Source organism: Ignavibacteria bacterium (assembly GCA_016873845.1).
GTDB lineage: Bacteria > Bacteroidota > Ignavibacteria > Ch128b > Ch128b > JAHJVF01.
In genome coordinates this window covers 12,243-27,349 of the sequence record VGVX01000038.1, presented here as the reverse complement: position 1 = coordinate 27,349, position 15,107 = coordinate 12,243, and the positions used below count along the sequence as shown (strand labels likewise).

At 35.3% G+C, this 15,107-nt stretch carries 14 protein-coding genes and 1 tRNA gene; 12 read left to right on the top strand and 3 right to left on the bottom strand.

The window, feature by feature from the left end; all coding sequences use genetic code 11:
* Positions 1-119: 119 nt before the first annotated feature.
* Positions 120-195, bottom strand: a tRNA-Lys gene (locus FJ213_08360).
* A 126-nt stretch (positions 196-321) separates the two neighbouring features.
* Here FJ213_08360 and FJ213_08355 point away from each other — a divergent pair.
* The 6 genes from FJ213_08355 to FJ213_08330 are packed head-to-tail and all read left to right on the top strand — an operon-like array spanning position 322 to position 5,049.
* On the top strand, positions 322-1,017 hold the full coding sequence (locus FJ213_08355) for a hypothetical protein (GenBank protein MBM4176170.1): 696 nt from the start codon (positions 322-324) through the stop codon (positions 1,015-1,017).
* Positions 1,018-1,032: 15 nt separating this feature from the next.
* On the top strand, positions 1,033-1,944 hold the full coding sequence (locus tag FJ213_08350; GenBank protein ID MBM4176169.1) for a hypothetical protein: 912 nt from the start codon (positions 1,033-1,035) through the stop codon (positions 1,942-1,944).
* Between the two features lie 42 nt (positions 1,945-1,986).
* Positions 1,987-2,553 (top strand): sigma-70 family RNA polymerase sigma factor, encoded by a 567-nt coding sequence (locus tag FJ213_08345; GenBank protein MBM4176168.1) that lies wholly within the window; start codon positions 1,987-1,989, stop codon positions 2,551-2,553.
* On the top strand, positions 2,543-2,998 hold the full coding sequence (locus FJ213_08340; GenBank protein MBM4176167.1) for a hypothetical protein: 456 nt from the start codon (positions 2,543-2,545) through the stop codon (positions 2,996-2,998). Before FJ213_08345 ends, FJ213_08340 begins: the two co-directional genes overlap by 11 nt.
* Positions 2,995-3,315 carry a YbjQ family protein gene (locus tag FJ213_08335; GenBank protein MBM4176166.1) on the top strand — a complete coding sequence of 107 codons (321 nt, stop codon included), beginning with the start codon at positions 2,995-2,997 and terminating at the stop codon, positions 3,313-3,315. The genes FJ213_08340 and FJ213_08335 overlap by 4 nt, the downstream gene beginning before the upstream one ends.
* Positions 3,316-3,324: 9 nt before the next feature.
* A complete protein-coding gene (locus tag FJ213_08330) occupies positions 3,325-5,049 on the top strand; it encodes a hypothetical protein (protein MBM4176165.1) in 1,725 nt (574 codons plus the stop codon).
* Between the two features lie 19 nt (positions 5,050-5,068).
* Here FJ213_08330 and FJ213_08325 read toward each other — a convergent pair whose 3' ends face one another.
* Positions 5,069-6,181 (bottom strand): hypothetical protein, encoded by a 1,113-nt coding sequence (locus FJ213_08325; GenBank protein MBM4176164.1) that lies wholly within the window; start codon positions 6,179-6,181, stop codon positions 5,069-5,071.
* Between the two features lie 42 nt (positions 6,182-6,223).
* The gene (locus FJ213_08320) at positions 6,224-7,009 is read right to left on the bottom strand and encodes a hypothetical protein (GenBank protein ID MBM4176163.1); all 786 of its coding nucleotides are present in this window, start codon (positions 7,007-7,009) and stop codon (positions 6,224-6,226) included.
* Between the two features lie 152 nt (positions 7,010-7,161).
* Here FJ213_08320 and secD point away from each other — a divergent pair, with 152 nt between their 5' ends.
* The 6 genes from secD (at position 7,162) to FJ213_08290 (ending at position 15,104) form a co-directional block, all read left to right on the top strand.
* Positions 7,162-9,090: a protein translocase subunit SecD gene (gene secD, locus FJ213_08315; protein MBM4176162.1), complete on the top strand. Its 1,929-nt coding sequence runs from the start codon at positions 7,162-7,164 to the stop codon at positions 9,088-9,090.
* 26 nt (positions 9,091-9,116) lie between these two features.
* On the top strand, positions 9,117-10,259 hold the full coding sequence (secF, locus tag FJ213_08310) for a protein translocase subunit SecF (GenBank protein MBM4176161.1): 1,143 nt from the start codon (positions 9,117-9,119) through the stop codon (positions 10,257-10,259).
* 63 nt (positions 10,260-10,322) lie between these two features.
* Positions 10,323-10,664 carry an STAS domain-containing protein gene (locus FJ213_08305; protein ID MBM4176160.1) on the top strand — a complete coding sequence of 114 codons (342 nt, stop codon included), beginning with the start codon at positions 10,323-10,325 and terminating at the stop codon, positions 10,662-10,664.
* 78 nt (positions 10,665-10,742) lie between these two features.
* Complete coding sequence (locus FJ213_08300) at positions 10,743-12,020, top strand: adenylosuccinate synthase (protein ID MBM4176159.1); 1,278 nt, start codon at positions 10,743-10,745, stop codon at positions 12,018-12,020.
* Positions 12,010-13,896 carry a hypothetical protein gene (locus FJ213_08295; protein MBM4176158.1) on the top strand — a complete coding sequence of 629 codons (1,887 nt, stop codon included), beginning with the start codon at positions 12,010-12,012 and terminating at the stop codon, positions 13,894-13,896. Before FJ213_08300 ends, FJ213_08295 begins: the two co-directional genes overlap by 11 nt.
* Entirely contained in the window at positions 13,893-15,104 is a 1,212-nt protein-coding gene (locus FJ213_08290) for a HAMP domain-containing histidine kinase (GenBank protein MBM4176157.1), read from the top strand. The genes FJ213_08295 and FJ213_08290 overlap by 4 nt, the downstream gene beginning before the upstream one ends.
* Positions 15,105-15,107: the final 3 nt, after the last annotated feature.

The following is a 15,107-nucleotide window of genomic DNA, read 5'->3' as shown; positions in this document are numbered from 1 at the left end:
CCGCAGAAATCGCCTTAAGCATCGCCGCTGAAATGCAGGCGATTAAGTTTGAGAAAGATCATAATTAAGAATTGATCCAAAACAAAAAACCCTCAAAACGAATTGTTTCGAAGGTTTTCTCGTGCACCCTGAGGGACTCGAACCCTCGACCTACTGATTAAGAGTCAGTTGCTCTACCAACTGAGCTAAGGGTGCGTTGCAATTTAAGAATTCATTAAAATTTTTCCAACCAATTGAGAAATTAAAAATTGTCAATTCTCCATTATCAATTACAATTATACATTCTTCTGAGAAAAGTTTATTTTAAAATTAAAAATGCTGATGAATCTTATTATAGTAGCTGGACATTCAGTTTACGTTGGGAAAAATTTTGATAATGTGTTCGATGACTCGAATTGGTTTCTTTATCCTTTTCAAAAAGGTGAACCAAGACTGTATATAGAACACATTAAAGTCGGTTGTGAACTTGCCAAAGCGGATGAGAATTCATTTTTAATTTTTACTGGCGGTCAGTCGCGAAAAGAAGCTTGGTTTAGAAGTGAATCTCAGACTTATTGGGAAGTCGCAGAACTTCTTGTATATCTTAACAAAGAACTAAAACATCGCTCAACAACTGAAGAATTTTCTCGTGACTCATTTGAAAATCTTCTTTTTCCAATTTGTCGATTTAGAGAGTATTTAGGTTATTATCCCAAGCGGATTACACTAGTAACTTTTTCGTTCAAAGAAAAAAGATTTCATCTTCATCGTGAAGCGATGCGAATGCCAAACGAAATGGTAACGTTTGTTGGTGTGAACAATCCGGAAGACTTTCGATTAGCAGAATTGGGTGAAGAAAATGCGATCGAGCAAATGAAAGATGATCCTTATTGCTGTCATGACGAGTTACTAAAAAAAAGAAATCTTAGAAACGTTTGGAAGCGTCAGAATGGTTACTCAATCAGCTGTCCAGAAATTAAAGAACTGCTTGAATATACTGGTAGAGAATTATTTAACGGAAAACTCCCGTGGGACTAATTTAATACTTAAAATATGTTCAGATCGTTAAACAAAAATATGGCTGGCATATTAATTCTACTTTTTAGTTTAACATTTTATTGTTGTAAAAATGCTGAGGAGGCTGGACAAGAAACTTTTCGCTTAGAAGATGATATCGGATGTGAAATCACCTTTGAAAATATTCCGCAAAAGATCATTTCAGCAGCACCTAACTTAACCGAAATTTTGTTTAAGCTTGGCTTAGGCGATAAAATAATCGGAGTTACAAATCTATGTGATTTTCCGTCTGACGCTAAATCAAAAGAAATTGTAGGAGACTTGCTTAATTTAAACTATGAAAAAATAATAAGCTTAAAGCCAGATATTTTATTCATCACAGTTGAGGGGAACACGAAGGAATCCTATAACAAACTTTCTGAATTGGGAATAAAAGTTTTTGTTACAAATCCGCGTAGTCTAAAAGGGATTGATAAAACCATCATTGATTTTGGAAAAATTTTTAAACTTGAAGAAATAGCAGATAACATTGTCAGTGAATTTGAATTAAGGAAAAATAAAATTCTATCAAGCACGAAATCGTCGAGTAAAAAATCGGTTTTTATTGTTTCTTTTTCTCCACTAATTATCGCAGGAAAAAATACGTTCATTAACGAATTACTAACTGCTTGCGGCTTGGATAACATTGCCGGGAATTCCATTGTCCCATATCCGGTATACAGTCGAGAGGAAGTTCTGAATAAAAATCCAGAGATTATTTTATCAACTTTAGATTTAATAAAAAATAAAGACGAAATATTGAACCTTTTTCCAGAATGGCAGAATATCTCTGCGATTAAGAAGAACCAAGTTTTGCTACTTCAATCGGATATTTTTCTTAGACCAGGCCCAAGGTATATTGATGCTATTGAGATTTTGCATGACAAGATTAATAAATTCCAGCGATGAATATTTTTTTGTTAAAAGTGTATCATCATCAAGTGATCAAATATGAATAAAAATATTTCGGAGCAATCTCTGCTGGAATTGAGCAAAGATGGTGATAAAGATGCATTTGGAATGATAGTCAAAATTTATATGGAGAGAGCTTATTTTTCTGCTTTGGCACTTACACATTCAGAATCAGATGCACTTGATCTTTCTCAAGAAGCATTTGTTCGAGCTTACAAAGCTATGCATTCATTTAAAACCGAAATGAAATTTTTTACGTGGTACTACAGAATATTGAAAAATCTTTTTCTGAATTGGAAAAGAGACAACGCAAAATTTGTGAATAACTCTAACGAGGCAGATGAAGTTTTATTCGAATCAATTGAAGACGCAGGTTATCGATTAGATCGGGATTATGAAAAAAAAGAACTTGAAAAAATATTGTGGGACGAAATTAATTCACTTGATTCACAGTTTCGTGAAATAATTATTTTGAAAGATTTTCAAAATTATTCATACCAAGAAATTGCTGAAATGCTTGAGATACCGCTTGGAACGGTTATGTCACGTCTATATTCTGCCAGAAAGAAATTGAAAGACCGAATGAAGGTTTATTATGAACAGTGACAGTCAAAACAGATTGGAAGAATTAATTGTCAGAGAGGTTGATGGGATAACCAATGAAGATGAAAAAAACGAACTAAAAAATCTTTTAGAAAAATATCCTGAATTTGAAAAAGAATTATTAGAACAAAAAAAACTAAAGGAGGTAAGCAGTACGATGAAAATTAAAAATCCTTCGCCGGAAGTATTCGATTCATACTGGGTGAGAGTTTATAATCGAATAGAAAGGGGAATCGGATGGATTATATTTTCCATTGGGGCAGTAATTTTAATAACGTATGGTCTGTTCAAATTTGTTGAAGCTTTGATCAACGATTCACAGCTCGAATTAATAGTTAAAGTTGGTATCATAGCAATTTTAGCAGGTCTCGTTATATTGCTAGTATCTGTGATCAGAGAAAAATTCACAATTCGAAAATCAGATAAATACAAAGAGGTGCAAAGATGATAGTTGTTTCTTCAAGCAGTATTCCTGGTCATAAAATAGTCAAGTCATTCGGAATCGTTCGTGGTAACACAGTCAGAGCGAGGCATTTGGGAAAAGACATATTAGCCGGGTTAAAGGGTATGGTCGGAGGTGAAATCGAAGAATACACAAAGCTAATGGCTGAATCTCGCGATCAATCGATTGATAGAATGATTTCTAATGCTGAAGAACTAGGAGCCAATGCAATAGTTGATACACGATTCACAACCAGCATGATCATGAGTCTCGCCGCAGAGATTTTAGTTTTTGGGACGGCAGTTCTAATCGAAAAAGAATAAATTAGATTAATGAAAATTATTCTTTCAATTTTCCTTATTCTAATCTCACTTGAGCAAATTTTATCGCAGCCAAAACAGGAAATTCGAGCCGTTTGGTTAACAACAAATCTTCAGCTCGATTGGCCTCCAAAAAGTTTTGATCCAGAAATTCAAAAGAAAGCATTGATTGATCTACTCGACGATCTTGCTCGGAAAAAATTCAATACGATTTATTTTCAGGTTCGCTCGCAAGGAAGTGTTTTATATAAAAGTCAGTATGAACCATGGTCGCAGTTTTTAACTGGCACTCTTGGAGGCGAACCCTTTTACGATCCACTAAAATTTTTTATTGAAGAAGCTCATAGAAGATTTTTTGAAGTCCACGCTTGGGTAAATATGATTCGTTGCAAAATTGGAGAACAATATCCGCCTGCTTCGAATCCACTTCATTTGCTTCATCGCAATCCAGAGTGGATTAGAAAATATTTTGAAGGAAATAATGTTTCATATTGGCTCGATCCTGGGCTGCCTGAAGTACGTGAATATTTGAAAAACATTTGTACAGAGCTTGCTCTAAATTATAATATTGACGGAATTCATTTCGATTTCATTCGCTATCCTGGAATTAATTTCGACGATTCATATTCCTATTCAGTTTTTGGAAATGGAATGAAGCTTGCCGATTGGAGAAGAGAGAACATCAATACTCTGGTTACAACTATCTACGACACTTTAATTTCGATGAGACCGATGCTGAAAGTCGGTTCTGCTCCAGTAGGTATTTACGAAAATCTTCCCGGTGCGAGAGGACTCGAAGGCAGGAATTCCGTTTATCAGGATTCACGCGAGTGGCTGAAAAGAAATAAACAGGATTATCTTGTCCCGCAGATCTATTGGGATCTGGAAAATAATCCTCGTTTCGATATGCTGATAAATAATTGGGTTCTTAGTAATTACGGAAAACAAATTGTAGCTGGCGTCGCTGCGTATGATCCGAAAGTTTTTTTACAATTAGAAAAATTGATTTCCATTTCGCGTGTTTACAATTCCAACGGTCAGAGTTTCTTTCGATATGAAAATATAAGCGGCAGGAAATTTACTGGCTATTCTACTTTATCAAATATTCCACCAATGAGCTGGAAGGATAATATCCCGCCAAATGCCCCATACTCGCTCATGGGAAAAAATTTACAAGATAAACTCGGGCTTATAGAATTAGTTTGGGGAATTCCACAATCAGCGGCAGATTTAGATACTGCGAAATACTATAATGTTTATCGGTCGGTGAATAGTATAATAGATAGAAACAATTCGGATTATCTCTTAAGCTTCTCAAGTAACTACTATTTCTATGATTATTTGTCTCGACCTTCGCAGTTGGAATATTATTATCAGATCAGCTCACTTGACAAAGGAAACAATGAAAGTATAGATGCGACTGAAATTGTGAAAGTTGAATTAACTAATCTTAAAAATATATTACGCCATTTTATTCCGATAAATAATTCTGCCTTGCTGCCTGTAAAAATTGGGGATAAAGTTTTCTATGCGTTCGATCTCGAAATATCAGATAAAGTAAAAGTTATTCTTTATGATAATATGAACAGATTCGTTTCAGTTCTTTACGATGGCTTAACTAAACAAGGAAGGAATGTTTTACAATTTGATTCACAAAAAATAACTTCTGCAAAGTCAAAGCTGGTTATTAGTTCATCACAATTTACTGAAGAGATAACATTCAGTTTGAAAAAATAACAGAATGGTTGCGGCTGGTTCAGTCATAATCAATTTCGGTGATTTCAAGATTCAACCAATTGAAATCCCCTGAATTTAATTTCCACGTTACCTTTGATTTACTTGCAAATCGGATACCATGGAAAGTTTTGTAGCTCGATGTATCCGTTTCAATATACCAATCTTCTAATGTTGCTCCTTCTTTTCTCTCGTAGAATCGTTTGGCGGTAAAACTTAAAAAGTCACCATTCTGGCTGTATCTAAAAATTCCCGAAGCAGATATATTTCCATAGTTCATGGTAGCTTTTGCAGATAGAGAATCAATCTCTTCCCACTGAATGTAATCCATCACTGCATTTGATGGGATCCAAATTATTTCTGCTAAATATCGCAACAAAGCCCCTTGGCTGATTTCATCTCCTTTTGAATTTACAACCGGTATCAATCCAAATAATTTTATAAGCATTTCACCTTTACCACTTTCATATTTATCTTTTCCAAATAAATGAATCAAAGGAAATGCTTTTACATCAGCTATCCAAATGAAACCAGGTTTTGCTGTAGTAAAGTATTGATCTGCAAAAAAATCCATCCACTTTCCATCCGGTGAGGTCCGCAATGAACCTTTTTGATTTAATTTTACTTTTTGAATTATTGGTTTTCCTACAACATTTGATTGAACAAGCCATTTTTGAACTATCGCAGGCAGATGAGAAATTGATCCATCGGATATAAATTTAGTTTGAGAGGATGCTGGAGGATAGAATTTCATTAATTCATCATTTGTGGATTTGTAGAAAATCCAATTACCGTATGCCAAAACTGCAGCAAATAATATAATTATATTAGCGATTGTACCGAATTTTGCATCCTGCCAATAAATTATTATTAAGACTTGAGAAATTAAAATTCCTGCTAAAGCAAAAATCCACCACCAGTCCTTTTCAAATAAATACATTCCGGCAGAAATTGCAAACAGCAAACATGAAATTAACCAAAATAATCCTGCAGCCTTTGCTGATAGAGTTGTAAGCGGAAAAAGGGTCTTGCCTGACAACTGGCTTACCTCTGCCAGTTTGAATTCTTTCACAAAGCCAATAATGTGAATCAATCCGTGAATAAGCATTATAATCATTAAGAAATATTTAACCATAAACCGTGCCAATCAAAAACTTATTGAAATTTTATTTCGCTGTTATCCTGCCGAAAAGGATTTCACCATTGCGAAGAATACAGGCTGGAATTTTTTAAATTCTGGTTCACTCGGAGAAGTGCACTTAATTTGAAAATCAGCTTTGTATATTTTAGTTCTTACGTAAATTGTCTGAGTAACTTGACCAAAAGTATTCAGTGGCGGTCCTATAAAAAAATCCATGTCATTAAATCTAAAGCTTGAATCAAAATATGCTCTATTAAATAGTGATTTATCAGGCATCACCTGTATTAAAACTGAAATCTGAGGATGATAGTCGGAATTCTCACCTGGCATGAAAATTATTCCATCTATCAAGTTCTTTACCTTATTATCAAAATAAATCCAATTGATCGGAAACAAGATTGAGACATTTAATGTACTCTCTTCATATTTTTGGTTGATTGCAGTACTGTCGATTTCTAATTCAGCAAATTGCTCGTAGAGTGATTCAGACTTCTGTTCAATAGTATCTTTAACCGCTCCACCGATGCTCGGTTTTGGCTCTTCCCGAATTTCATTCTGAAGGAAAACCGGAATTGGCGACTTCGAACGGATAAGACGAATTCTTTTAGTCGAAGGAATAGAATATAGCACGACTATTTGAATTAAAAATGCTACTAGCAGGTGAAATAATATAGAATGGAATATACCTCGACTTAAATCTTTTACTCGGAATTCTCTGTTTTTTCTTCTAAGAATCCTGTCGATTTTTAATAATAATCCATTCATTTTTTTCAAATATCGAACTTTTAAACCAGTTTCAAAAATTATGTAATCTTTCTGCAAAAGACTTCAATTGCCGATAGTTCTGTTTACTTTAATTTCTAAGAATCAGCATAACCTTATAAACTCATACTTTATTCGCAATTCGTCAAATTGACTTTTCGAGCAAGTAGTAATATATTTGATGCCTAAAATTTTAATTAAAAGCGAGAAATATGAAAAAATTTAGATTTAAAATTGTTTTAATCGTAGCACTTATAGCGCTTGGACTCTATTTTCTCTATCCAACTTATGCAGACTATCAGAATACAAAGTCAATAGAAAAGACTCTAAATGAAAGAAGTGAGCTTCTGAAGTCACAAAATCCCAATATTGATGAAGAAAGATTGGATAAGTACCTCAATCAGTTTGAAGATAGTTTGAAAAATGCAGATCCATCAATTAAAAAGGAAAGAGAAAAGAGAATCAAGCTTGGTCTTGATCTACAAGGCGGAATGTATGTTGTTTTAGAAGTGAATACCTTAAAGTTGCTTGAAAAACTGGCAAAGAATCCTGATGAAAATTTTGCAGAGATGATCAAGCAAACAAACGATGTTGTGAGAATCAGTGAAGAACCAGTTGTCGATGTATTTACAGAAATTGCTTCGAGAAAAGGGATAAGACTCAGCAGATATTTTGGTGAAATTAGAGACGATGACGATAAAATTACCGAGATGCTTCGTTCGCAGGCAAACGATGCGGTAAATCGTGCAGTTGAAATTATCCGGAATAGAATTGATCAGTATGGTGTATCAGAACCGAGTATTCATGTTTCAGGCAGCAGAAGAATAATTGTTGAACTTCCAGGAATCGCAAAAGAAGAAGAAGCACGTCAGCTATTGCAAGGAACAGCACTGTTAGAATTTAATATAGTGAAAGATCCGGAATTCACTTTTGGTGTTCTTGAAAAAGTGAATAAAGTTCTTGCCGGTAAACCACTTGAAGATACTACAAAGGTCGACACTTCGGTATCAGCAAGCGATGAAAGTGATATAGCTGAAGACACAACTCAAAAAGATCCGAATCAAATGACACCTGAAGAATTTGCAAAAGAGTATCCACTTTATTCTGTTGCAATGCCGAATCCTCAAAGTCAAACTGCCGATCTTTTTGTTAGAGAATCCGATAGACAAAAAGTTGATAGGATGTTGAATAGAGATGATGTTGTTAATATCCTCCCAAAGGATATTAAGTTTATTTGGTCAGCTAAGTCGGAATTTTTCGCTGAAGGGCAGCCGATTTATCGACTTTACTGTGTTAAAGCTGCACCGGAATTAACTGGCGGAGTAATCACTGATGCACGTGCTACTCTTGATCCGCAAAACAGTGCACCAATCGTAACAATGGAAATGAATTCCGATGGTGCAAGAGACTGGGCAAGAATTACCGGTACAAACATCGATAAAAGAATATCAATTATATTAGATGGACAATCATTCTCTGCACCCGTAGTTAGAAATAAAATCACTGGCGGTTTCTCGCAGATCGAAGGTATCGGAGATCTTGATGAAGCTAAACTTCTTGAGATCGTATTGAAGGCAGGTGCACTTCCAGCCCCAGTTGATATTATTGAAGAAAGAACTGTCGGACCATCTTTGGGACAAGATTCAATTCGACAAGGTGTTACCTCTGCTTTAATTGGCGGTCTCCTTGTTATAATTTTTATGTTTCTCTATTATCGATTTGCCGGCGGGATCGCTGATTTTGCTGTTATCATAAACGTATTTTTCATTCTTTCGGTGCTTGCAGGGTTCGGTGCAACTTTAACACTTCCAGGTATTGCAGGAATTATTTTAACAATTGGTATGGCAGTCGATGCAAACGTACTTGTAAATGAAAGAGTCCGCGAAGAATTGAATACCGGTAAAACTATCAAAGCAGCTATTGACAGCGGATATTCAAAAGCTTTCTCGGCAATTTTTGATGGTAACATTACAACATTCTTTACAGGAATAATTTTATATCAATTCGGCAGCGGTCCGATTCAAGGTTTTGCTTTGACGCTCATGATCGGTATTGCGGCTACATTATTCACACAATTGGTAATAACAAGATTGATTTTTGACATTTTTGTTGAACGTGGCGGAAAGCCCAACTTCGGTTGATAAAGTTTTAGGAGATATATTTTAACATGCGACTATTCGAAAATCTTAACATTGATTTCTTAAGTAAAAGAAAATTTTTCTATGCAGTTTCCGGGATTATTATTTCATTAGGTATTGTTTCGATCGTCATAAAGGGACTCGATCTCGGAATTGACTTCAAAGGCGGTTCTGAGGTTGTTGTTGCTTTCGATAAACCTGTAGCAATCAGCGATGTTCGCGATGCAACCGATAGAATGGGACTCGGAAGCGTTGAATTAAAAACTTTCGGTGCAACAACTGAAAATATTCTTGTAAGAACCGAACTCCAGGATTTGGATGAAGTTCAATTCGAAAATATTAAAAAGAACATTGAATCTGTAATTGCTCAATCGGTTTCAGACACACTTTTCTCGATGAAAGAAAAAACATCCTCAACAGTTGTGTATACTTTTGATACCCCAGAGAATGCAGTTTTAATTGCTGATAAATTGTTTCTTTCAGGATTTCAAGCTGGATTAGTAAGCAAAGAGCAAGATAATCTAGACGTAATAGTAAGACTCGGCATTGCCGATCTAATTAAAGAAGGACTCCGAACTGAGTTTTCAGGACTAAAGTTTGACGTTATAAAAGAAGATAAAGTAGGTCCAAAAATAGGGGAAGAACTAAAGAGAGATGCGATCATTGCAATTGTCTTGGCTCTTGTAGTGATCCTTGTGTATATCGGATTCAGATTTAAATTCGCCTTTGGATTGGGCGCTGTTCTCGCACTTTTTCATGACGTACTCATAACTTTAGGATTTGTCTCATTTTTTAATGGACTCTTTCCTGGATTGAATTTAGAAATTACTCAATCAGTGATTGCGGCATTTCTAACATTGGTTGGATTTTCAGTGAATGACACTGTGGTTATCTTCGATAGAATTCGAGAAAATTTGAAAGTTCATAAGACAATGGATTTCTTTTCGCTGATAAATTTCAGTATCAATAGAACCTTAAGCAGAACGATTCTAACTTCAGGTACGGTGTTGATTGTTACTACAGTTTTATTGCTTTTAGGCGGAGAAGTTAATAAAGGATTTGCGTTCACATTTTTTGTTGGAATCATTACAGGTACTTATTCGTCAATTTATGTGGCAAGTGCTTTTGTTCACGATTGGACTACAAGATCAAAAAAGAAAATTCAGTTTTAAATCTTAACCTGCTTGAAATTTATCAGTTCAATGAATAAATTGAACCAAAGTTAAGGAAGAACAATGAAGATAACACATTCAGAAGCGTACAATGCAGTAATTCTTGAACTAAAGGGAAACGTAATGGGCGGACCCGAAGCAGCAGAATTAAATACAACTCTCCACAATTTACTTGAGGAAGGAAAGAAGAACGTCGTTGTTAATTTAGCCGATGTGAAATTCATGAATAGTTCTGGACTTGGAATGCTAATAGGTGGATTGACCACAATGAAAAATGGCGGCGGCGATTTGAAACTTGCAAATGCAACAGAAAAAATTCAAAGCTTGTTAATCATTACTAAATTGATTACGATATTTGAACATTTTGAATCTGTAGACGCTGCTGTTGAGAGTTACAAAAAATAATAAAGATTTAACAATAAAATAAACTCCGTATTGGTTTGCTAACTAATTCGGAGTTTTTTTTTGATTAAAGAGGAGTTAATGAACGCTATAGTAGTTTTGGGTGCTCAATGGGGTGATGAAGGCAAGGGTAAAATTGTCGATATACTTAGCTGTGATTGTGACGTAGTTGCACGTTTTCAAGGAGGTGCAAACGCAGGACATACTGTAATCGTTAAAGATGAAAAATATATTCTTCACCTAATCCCATCAGGTATTCTTCATGATAAAGTGACTTGCGTCATTGGAAATGGAGTCGTTTTAGATCCAATTGCATTCTTTGAAGAGATTGAATTTCTGAACGGACTGAACATTGACACAGATGGAAGAATTTTCATTCTTCCTAACACTCAAATAATTATGCCTTATCACAGGCTGATTGATAATCTTAGTGAACATAAAGATCAAAAAATTGGGACAACAGGGCGCGGAATCGGACCAGCGTATACAGATAAAAGTGCTCGTCTGGGGATTCAGGCGATTGATTTCTTCGACGAGGAAATTCTTAGATTCAAAGTCGCAAACAGCATAAAACAAAAAAATGTTTTACTGAAAAATTATTACGAACAAGAGAGTATTAATTTCGATTCAGCTATTTGTGAGGCGATGGATTTAGCTGAACGCATTAAACCATACGTTCTGAAAGATTCACTATTTGTAAATAATGCGATCGCTCAAGGCAGGAGAGTATTGATTGAAGGGGCACAAGGTGCTCTCCTTGATGTGGATCATGGAAATTATCCATTTGTTACTTCGTCCAATCCCACTATAGGCGGTGCATTAACTGGATTGGGAATTTCACCTAAGGCGATTGGCGAAACAATTGCAATTGTAAAGTCATATGCAACACGAGTTGGCGAAGGTCCATTTCCGACCGAACAAAAAAATGAAATTGGCGAACAGCTAAGAAAAATTGGTTCCGAGTTTGGTGCAACTACTGGCAGACCTCGAAGGTGCGGTTGGCTTGATCTTATATCATTGAGATATTCAACTCAGATTAATGGATATGATTCAATCGCAATAACAAAGCTAGACGTGCTTTCTGAATTCTCTGAATTGAAAATTTGTACTTCCTATAAGCTAAATGGCATTGTGTTGGATTATTTCCCGATCGACTATAAAACTCTCGAAAAAGTTGAACCGGTTTATTCTGTACTGCCAGGCTGGAAATTAAATGTAAGGGGAATATCAAATTATGATGAACTTCCCATTGAAGCTAAAAAATACCTAAGTTTTATTGAAGAATTTTTGAATGTACCGATTCGAATCGTTTCAACTGGTTCAGAAAGGTCTGAAACAATTTTCGTAAATGATAATTAGAAAAAAAATTCTTTTTATTGTACTTATAACATTCTTTTCTCTAATTAATTTTACTGAAGGAATAGAACAGCCGAGAATTAGCATTGTTCATCCAACTCTTGGTACTTACATTAATACGCAAAATGGCTGGTTCTATCTACTTGGAACTATTACACCTGAAAAAGCGCAGCTGTTTATCAATGGAGATCAAGTACAGGTCGAAGAAGATGGTGCTTTCGTTCACTATACGCAGGTAATTTATGAACCAAACGATTTAATAATCCTGTTACCTGATTCATCAACTCAACAAGTTAATTCTTATGTTGAGATAAAATTAATTTCAAACGGTATTACCACGGAGTATAAACATTATCTTCGTGCAAATCTTCCGCTTGCATCGACTTCTTCTGAAGTTCTCATGGTCGATGCCTCATTTCAAAATCTGCCTAATGTTAATCAAAAACTTATGACAAACGATATAGTTGAAGTAAAAATTAAAGCCACTCCAGGCTGCACTGCTTCGTTTTCTGTCTCCGGCAAAAAAGAAAAATTTCCAATGACAGAAACATTTATGTCGAATGATTATTATCTCGGTGGGGCGATTTTTGGAAGTGGATTTGTTTTATCATATGATACTGTCAGAGGAATTTATGAAGGACATCTTATTCTTCCGAATGAAGAATGGGAAGATAAAACGATAGTTGTACATTTATCCCATGAAACTCTCGGTAGCTTGGATTTCTCACTCCCAGGGAAGATTTCGATAAATAAATCACAACATTATAATGTAGTTGAATTGCTTGCTGAGCCGAACTTAGTTGTAGGAAGAACCGCGCCTGGTTTGGGATACAAATTATTTCTACCTGGTGGAGTGAAGGCAATTTGTGATGGAGAAGTTCAAGAATGGTTAAGACTCAGGCTTGCAAAGAATGAAGTAGTGTTTGTCCCGAAATCTTCAGTTAGATTTCTTCCAGCAGGCATATCGCCTCCAAAAAGTTCGATAGAAGTTATTCGCACTAAAGATGCCAATGACCATGTTCGAGTGGAAATTGGATTACAACAAAAACTTCCATTTGAAATTCGACAATTAACAAATCCATTGAGGTTAAGTGTAAAAATATTTCAAGCAGTGTCCGATATCGATTGGATATTTTATGATAAGTCTCAAGACTTAATTCGAAATATTGAGTGGACGCAATCCTCAGAAAACATTCTAGAATTGATAATTGACTTAAATCAAAAACATCTATGGGGATACTCATACGAGTTCGAAGGAAATATTCTCGTCCTGACAATTAAAAAGTCGCCGAACATATCTAAAAAATGGTTTGTGTTTGGGAATCCACTCAAAGGAAGAAGAATTGTGCTTGATCCTGGACACAATCCCGAATTTGGGTCTGTGGGTCCACGGGGAATAAAGGAGAAAGATGTGAATCTTCAAATCTCTTTAAAGACAAAAGAACTTTTAGAAAAAGAGGGAGCAATTGTATTCTTAACCCATAGCGGAGAAGGTATACCTCTTCGTCAGAGAAAAGAAAAAGTTCTTTCGTTCAATTCGGATGTTTCGATCAGTATCCACAATAATGCACTACCCGAAGGGGTAAATCCTTTTGAACATCATGGATCAAGCGTCTATTTTTATAATCAAAATGCAAGACAGCTTGCAGAATCAATTCACAAAAATCTTCTGCAAGAATTGAAATTGAAAGATTTTGGATTGTATTGGGACAATCTATACATGTGCAGAATACCAGAAACGATAGCAATTCTTATTGAACCTGCTTTTATGATCATTCCGGAACAAGAGAAGCTCCTAAGTACAGATGAGTTCCAATATAAAATTGCTGAAGCTGTGAAAAACGGATTAGCAGAATTTTTTCAAAAGGCGGCAGAATGAAAAGAAGTTTTAGATCAATTTCGGTAAATATTAAACTTACTTTATTAGTAATTGCTTTTTTGATCGCGGTTGCAACTCTATGGTATACTCATACAATTGTGAAGCAGCTTCAAGAAAGAGAAAAGCAAATTGTTACTCTATATGCAAAGGGCTTGGAATATATATCAAACTCTGAAGATATTGGAACTGATTATACATTCATTTTCGAAAATATCATACAGCAGATTGATTTTCCCCTTGTACTGACCGACGCAAAAAACAACGTTGATCCTCTCAGCCGAACTGAAATTAGAAATATCAAAGTCGATTCCGGTTGGACTTTTGAAAGAGCCAAGAAATTTATTGATAATAAAATTATTCAGATGGATGAAGCAAATCCGCCGATAAATGTTATTTATCAAGATTCAATTTTCAGCCGAATTCATTACGGCGATTCTGAATTAGTGGAGCAGCTCAGGTTGTATCCCTATATTCAATTAATCATCGCAACTCTTTTTGTCCTGATGGCATATTTTGGATTTAGCTATGTGAAAAAAAGCGAACATGGAAAAATCTGGGTTGGAATGTCTAAGGAGACTGCACATCAGTTAGGCACGCCGCTATCAAGTTTGTTAGGTTGGCTTGAAATATTAAAAATGAATTATCAGGATAGCAATAAAGTAATCGATACATTGAACGAGATGGAAAACGATTTAGATAGACTAAAAAAAATTGCGGATCGATTTTCTAAAATTGGATCAGTGCCTGAATTGAAAAAAGAAAATGTCAACTCGATCGTCGATAAAGTAATTTCCTATTTCGAACGCCGCGTGCCGCAATCCGGAAAACAAATTGAATTTGCTTTTGAAACAACTAAAAATTTTTCAGCGAAATTGAATTCTGACCTGTTCGAATGGGTTGTGGAAAATCTAACAAAAAATGCTCTTGATGCAATTGAAGCTAACAGCGGTAAAATAAACTACGTTCTTAATGAAACTAAAAAAGAAATTATTCTTGATGTCTGGGATACAGGCAGAGGCATTGACATGAAACTACGCCAAGAAGTTTTTCGCCCTGGATTCAGTACGAAAAAACGAGGTTGGGGATTAGGACTGAGTCTTTCAAAAAGAATTATTGAAGAATATCACAAAGGAAAAATATTTGTTAAATCGAGTGCAATCGGAGAGGGGACATGCTTCAGAATTGTTCTTAAGAAGAATAACGATTGAAGA

Excerpts from the sequence above, each read along its gene's own strand:
- FJ213_08355 (MBM4176170.1), top strand. The coding sequence starts at position 322 with ATGAATCTTATTATAGTAGCTGGACATTCAGTTTACGTTGGGAAAAAT.
- FJ213_08350 (MBM4176169.1), top strand. The coding sequence starts at position 1,033 with ATGTTCAGATCGTTAAACAAAAATATGGCTGGCATATTAATTCTACTT.
- FJ213_08345 (MBM4176168.1), top strand. The coding sequence starts at position 1,987 with ATGAATAAAAATATTTCGGAGCAATCTCTGCTGGAATTGAGCAAAGAT.
- FJ213_08340 (MBM4176167.1), top strand. The coding sequence starts at position 2,543 with ATGAACAGTGACAGTCAAAACAGATTGGAAGAATTAATTGTCAGAGAG.
- FJ213_08335 (MBM4176166.1), top strand. The coding sequence starts at position 2,995 with ATGATAGTTGTTTCTTCAAGCAGTATTCCTGGTCATAAAATAGTCAAG.
- FJ213_08330 (MBM4176165.1), top strand. The coding sequence starts at position 3,325 with ATGAAAATTATTCTTTCAATTTTCCTTATTCTAATCTCACTTGAGCAA.
- FJ213_08325 (MBM4176164.1), bottom strand. The coding sequence starts at position 6,181 with ATGGTTAAATATTTCTTAATGATTATAATGCTTATTCACGGATTGATT.
- secD (MBM4176162.1), top strand. The coding sequence starts at position 7,162 with ATGAAAAAATTTAGATTTAAAATTGTTTTAATCGTAGCACTTATAGCG.
- secF (MBM4176161.1), top strand. The coding sequence starts at position 9,117 with ATGCGACTATTCGAAAATCTTAACATTGATTTCTTAAGTAAAAGAAAA.
- FJ213_08305 (MBM4176160.1), top strand. The coding sequence starts at position 10,323 with ATGAAGATAACACATTCAGAAGCGTACAATGCAGTAATTCTTGAACTA.
- FJ213_08300 (MBM4176159.1), top strand. The coding sequence starts at position 10,743 with ATGAACGCTATAGTAGTTTTGGGTGCTCAATGGGGTGATGAAGGCAAG.
- FJ213_08295 (MBM4176158.1), top strand. The coding sequence starts at position 12,010 with ATGATAATTAGAAAAAAAATTCTTTTTATTGTACTTATAACATTCTTT.
- FJ213_08290 (MBM4176157.1), top strand. The coding sequence starts at position 13,893 with ATGAAAAGAAGTTTTAGATCAATTTCGGTAAATATTAAACTTACTTTA.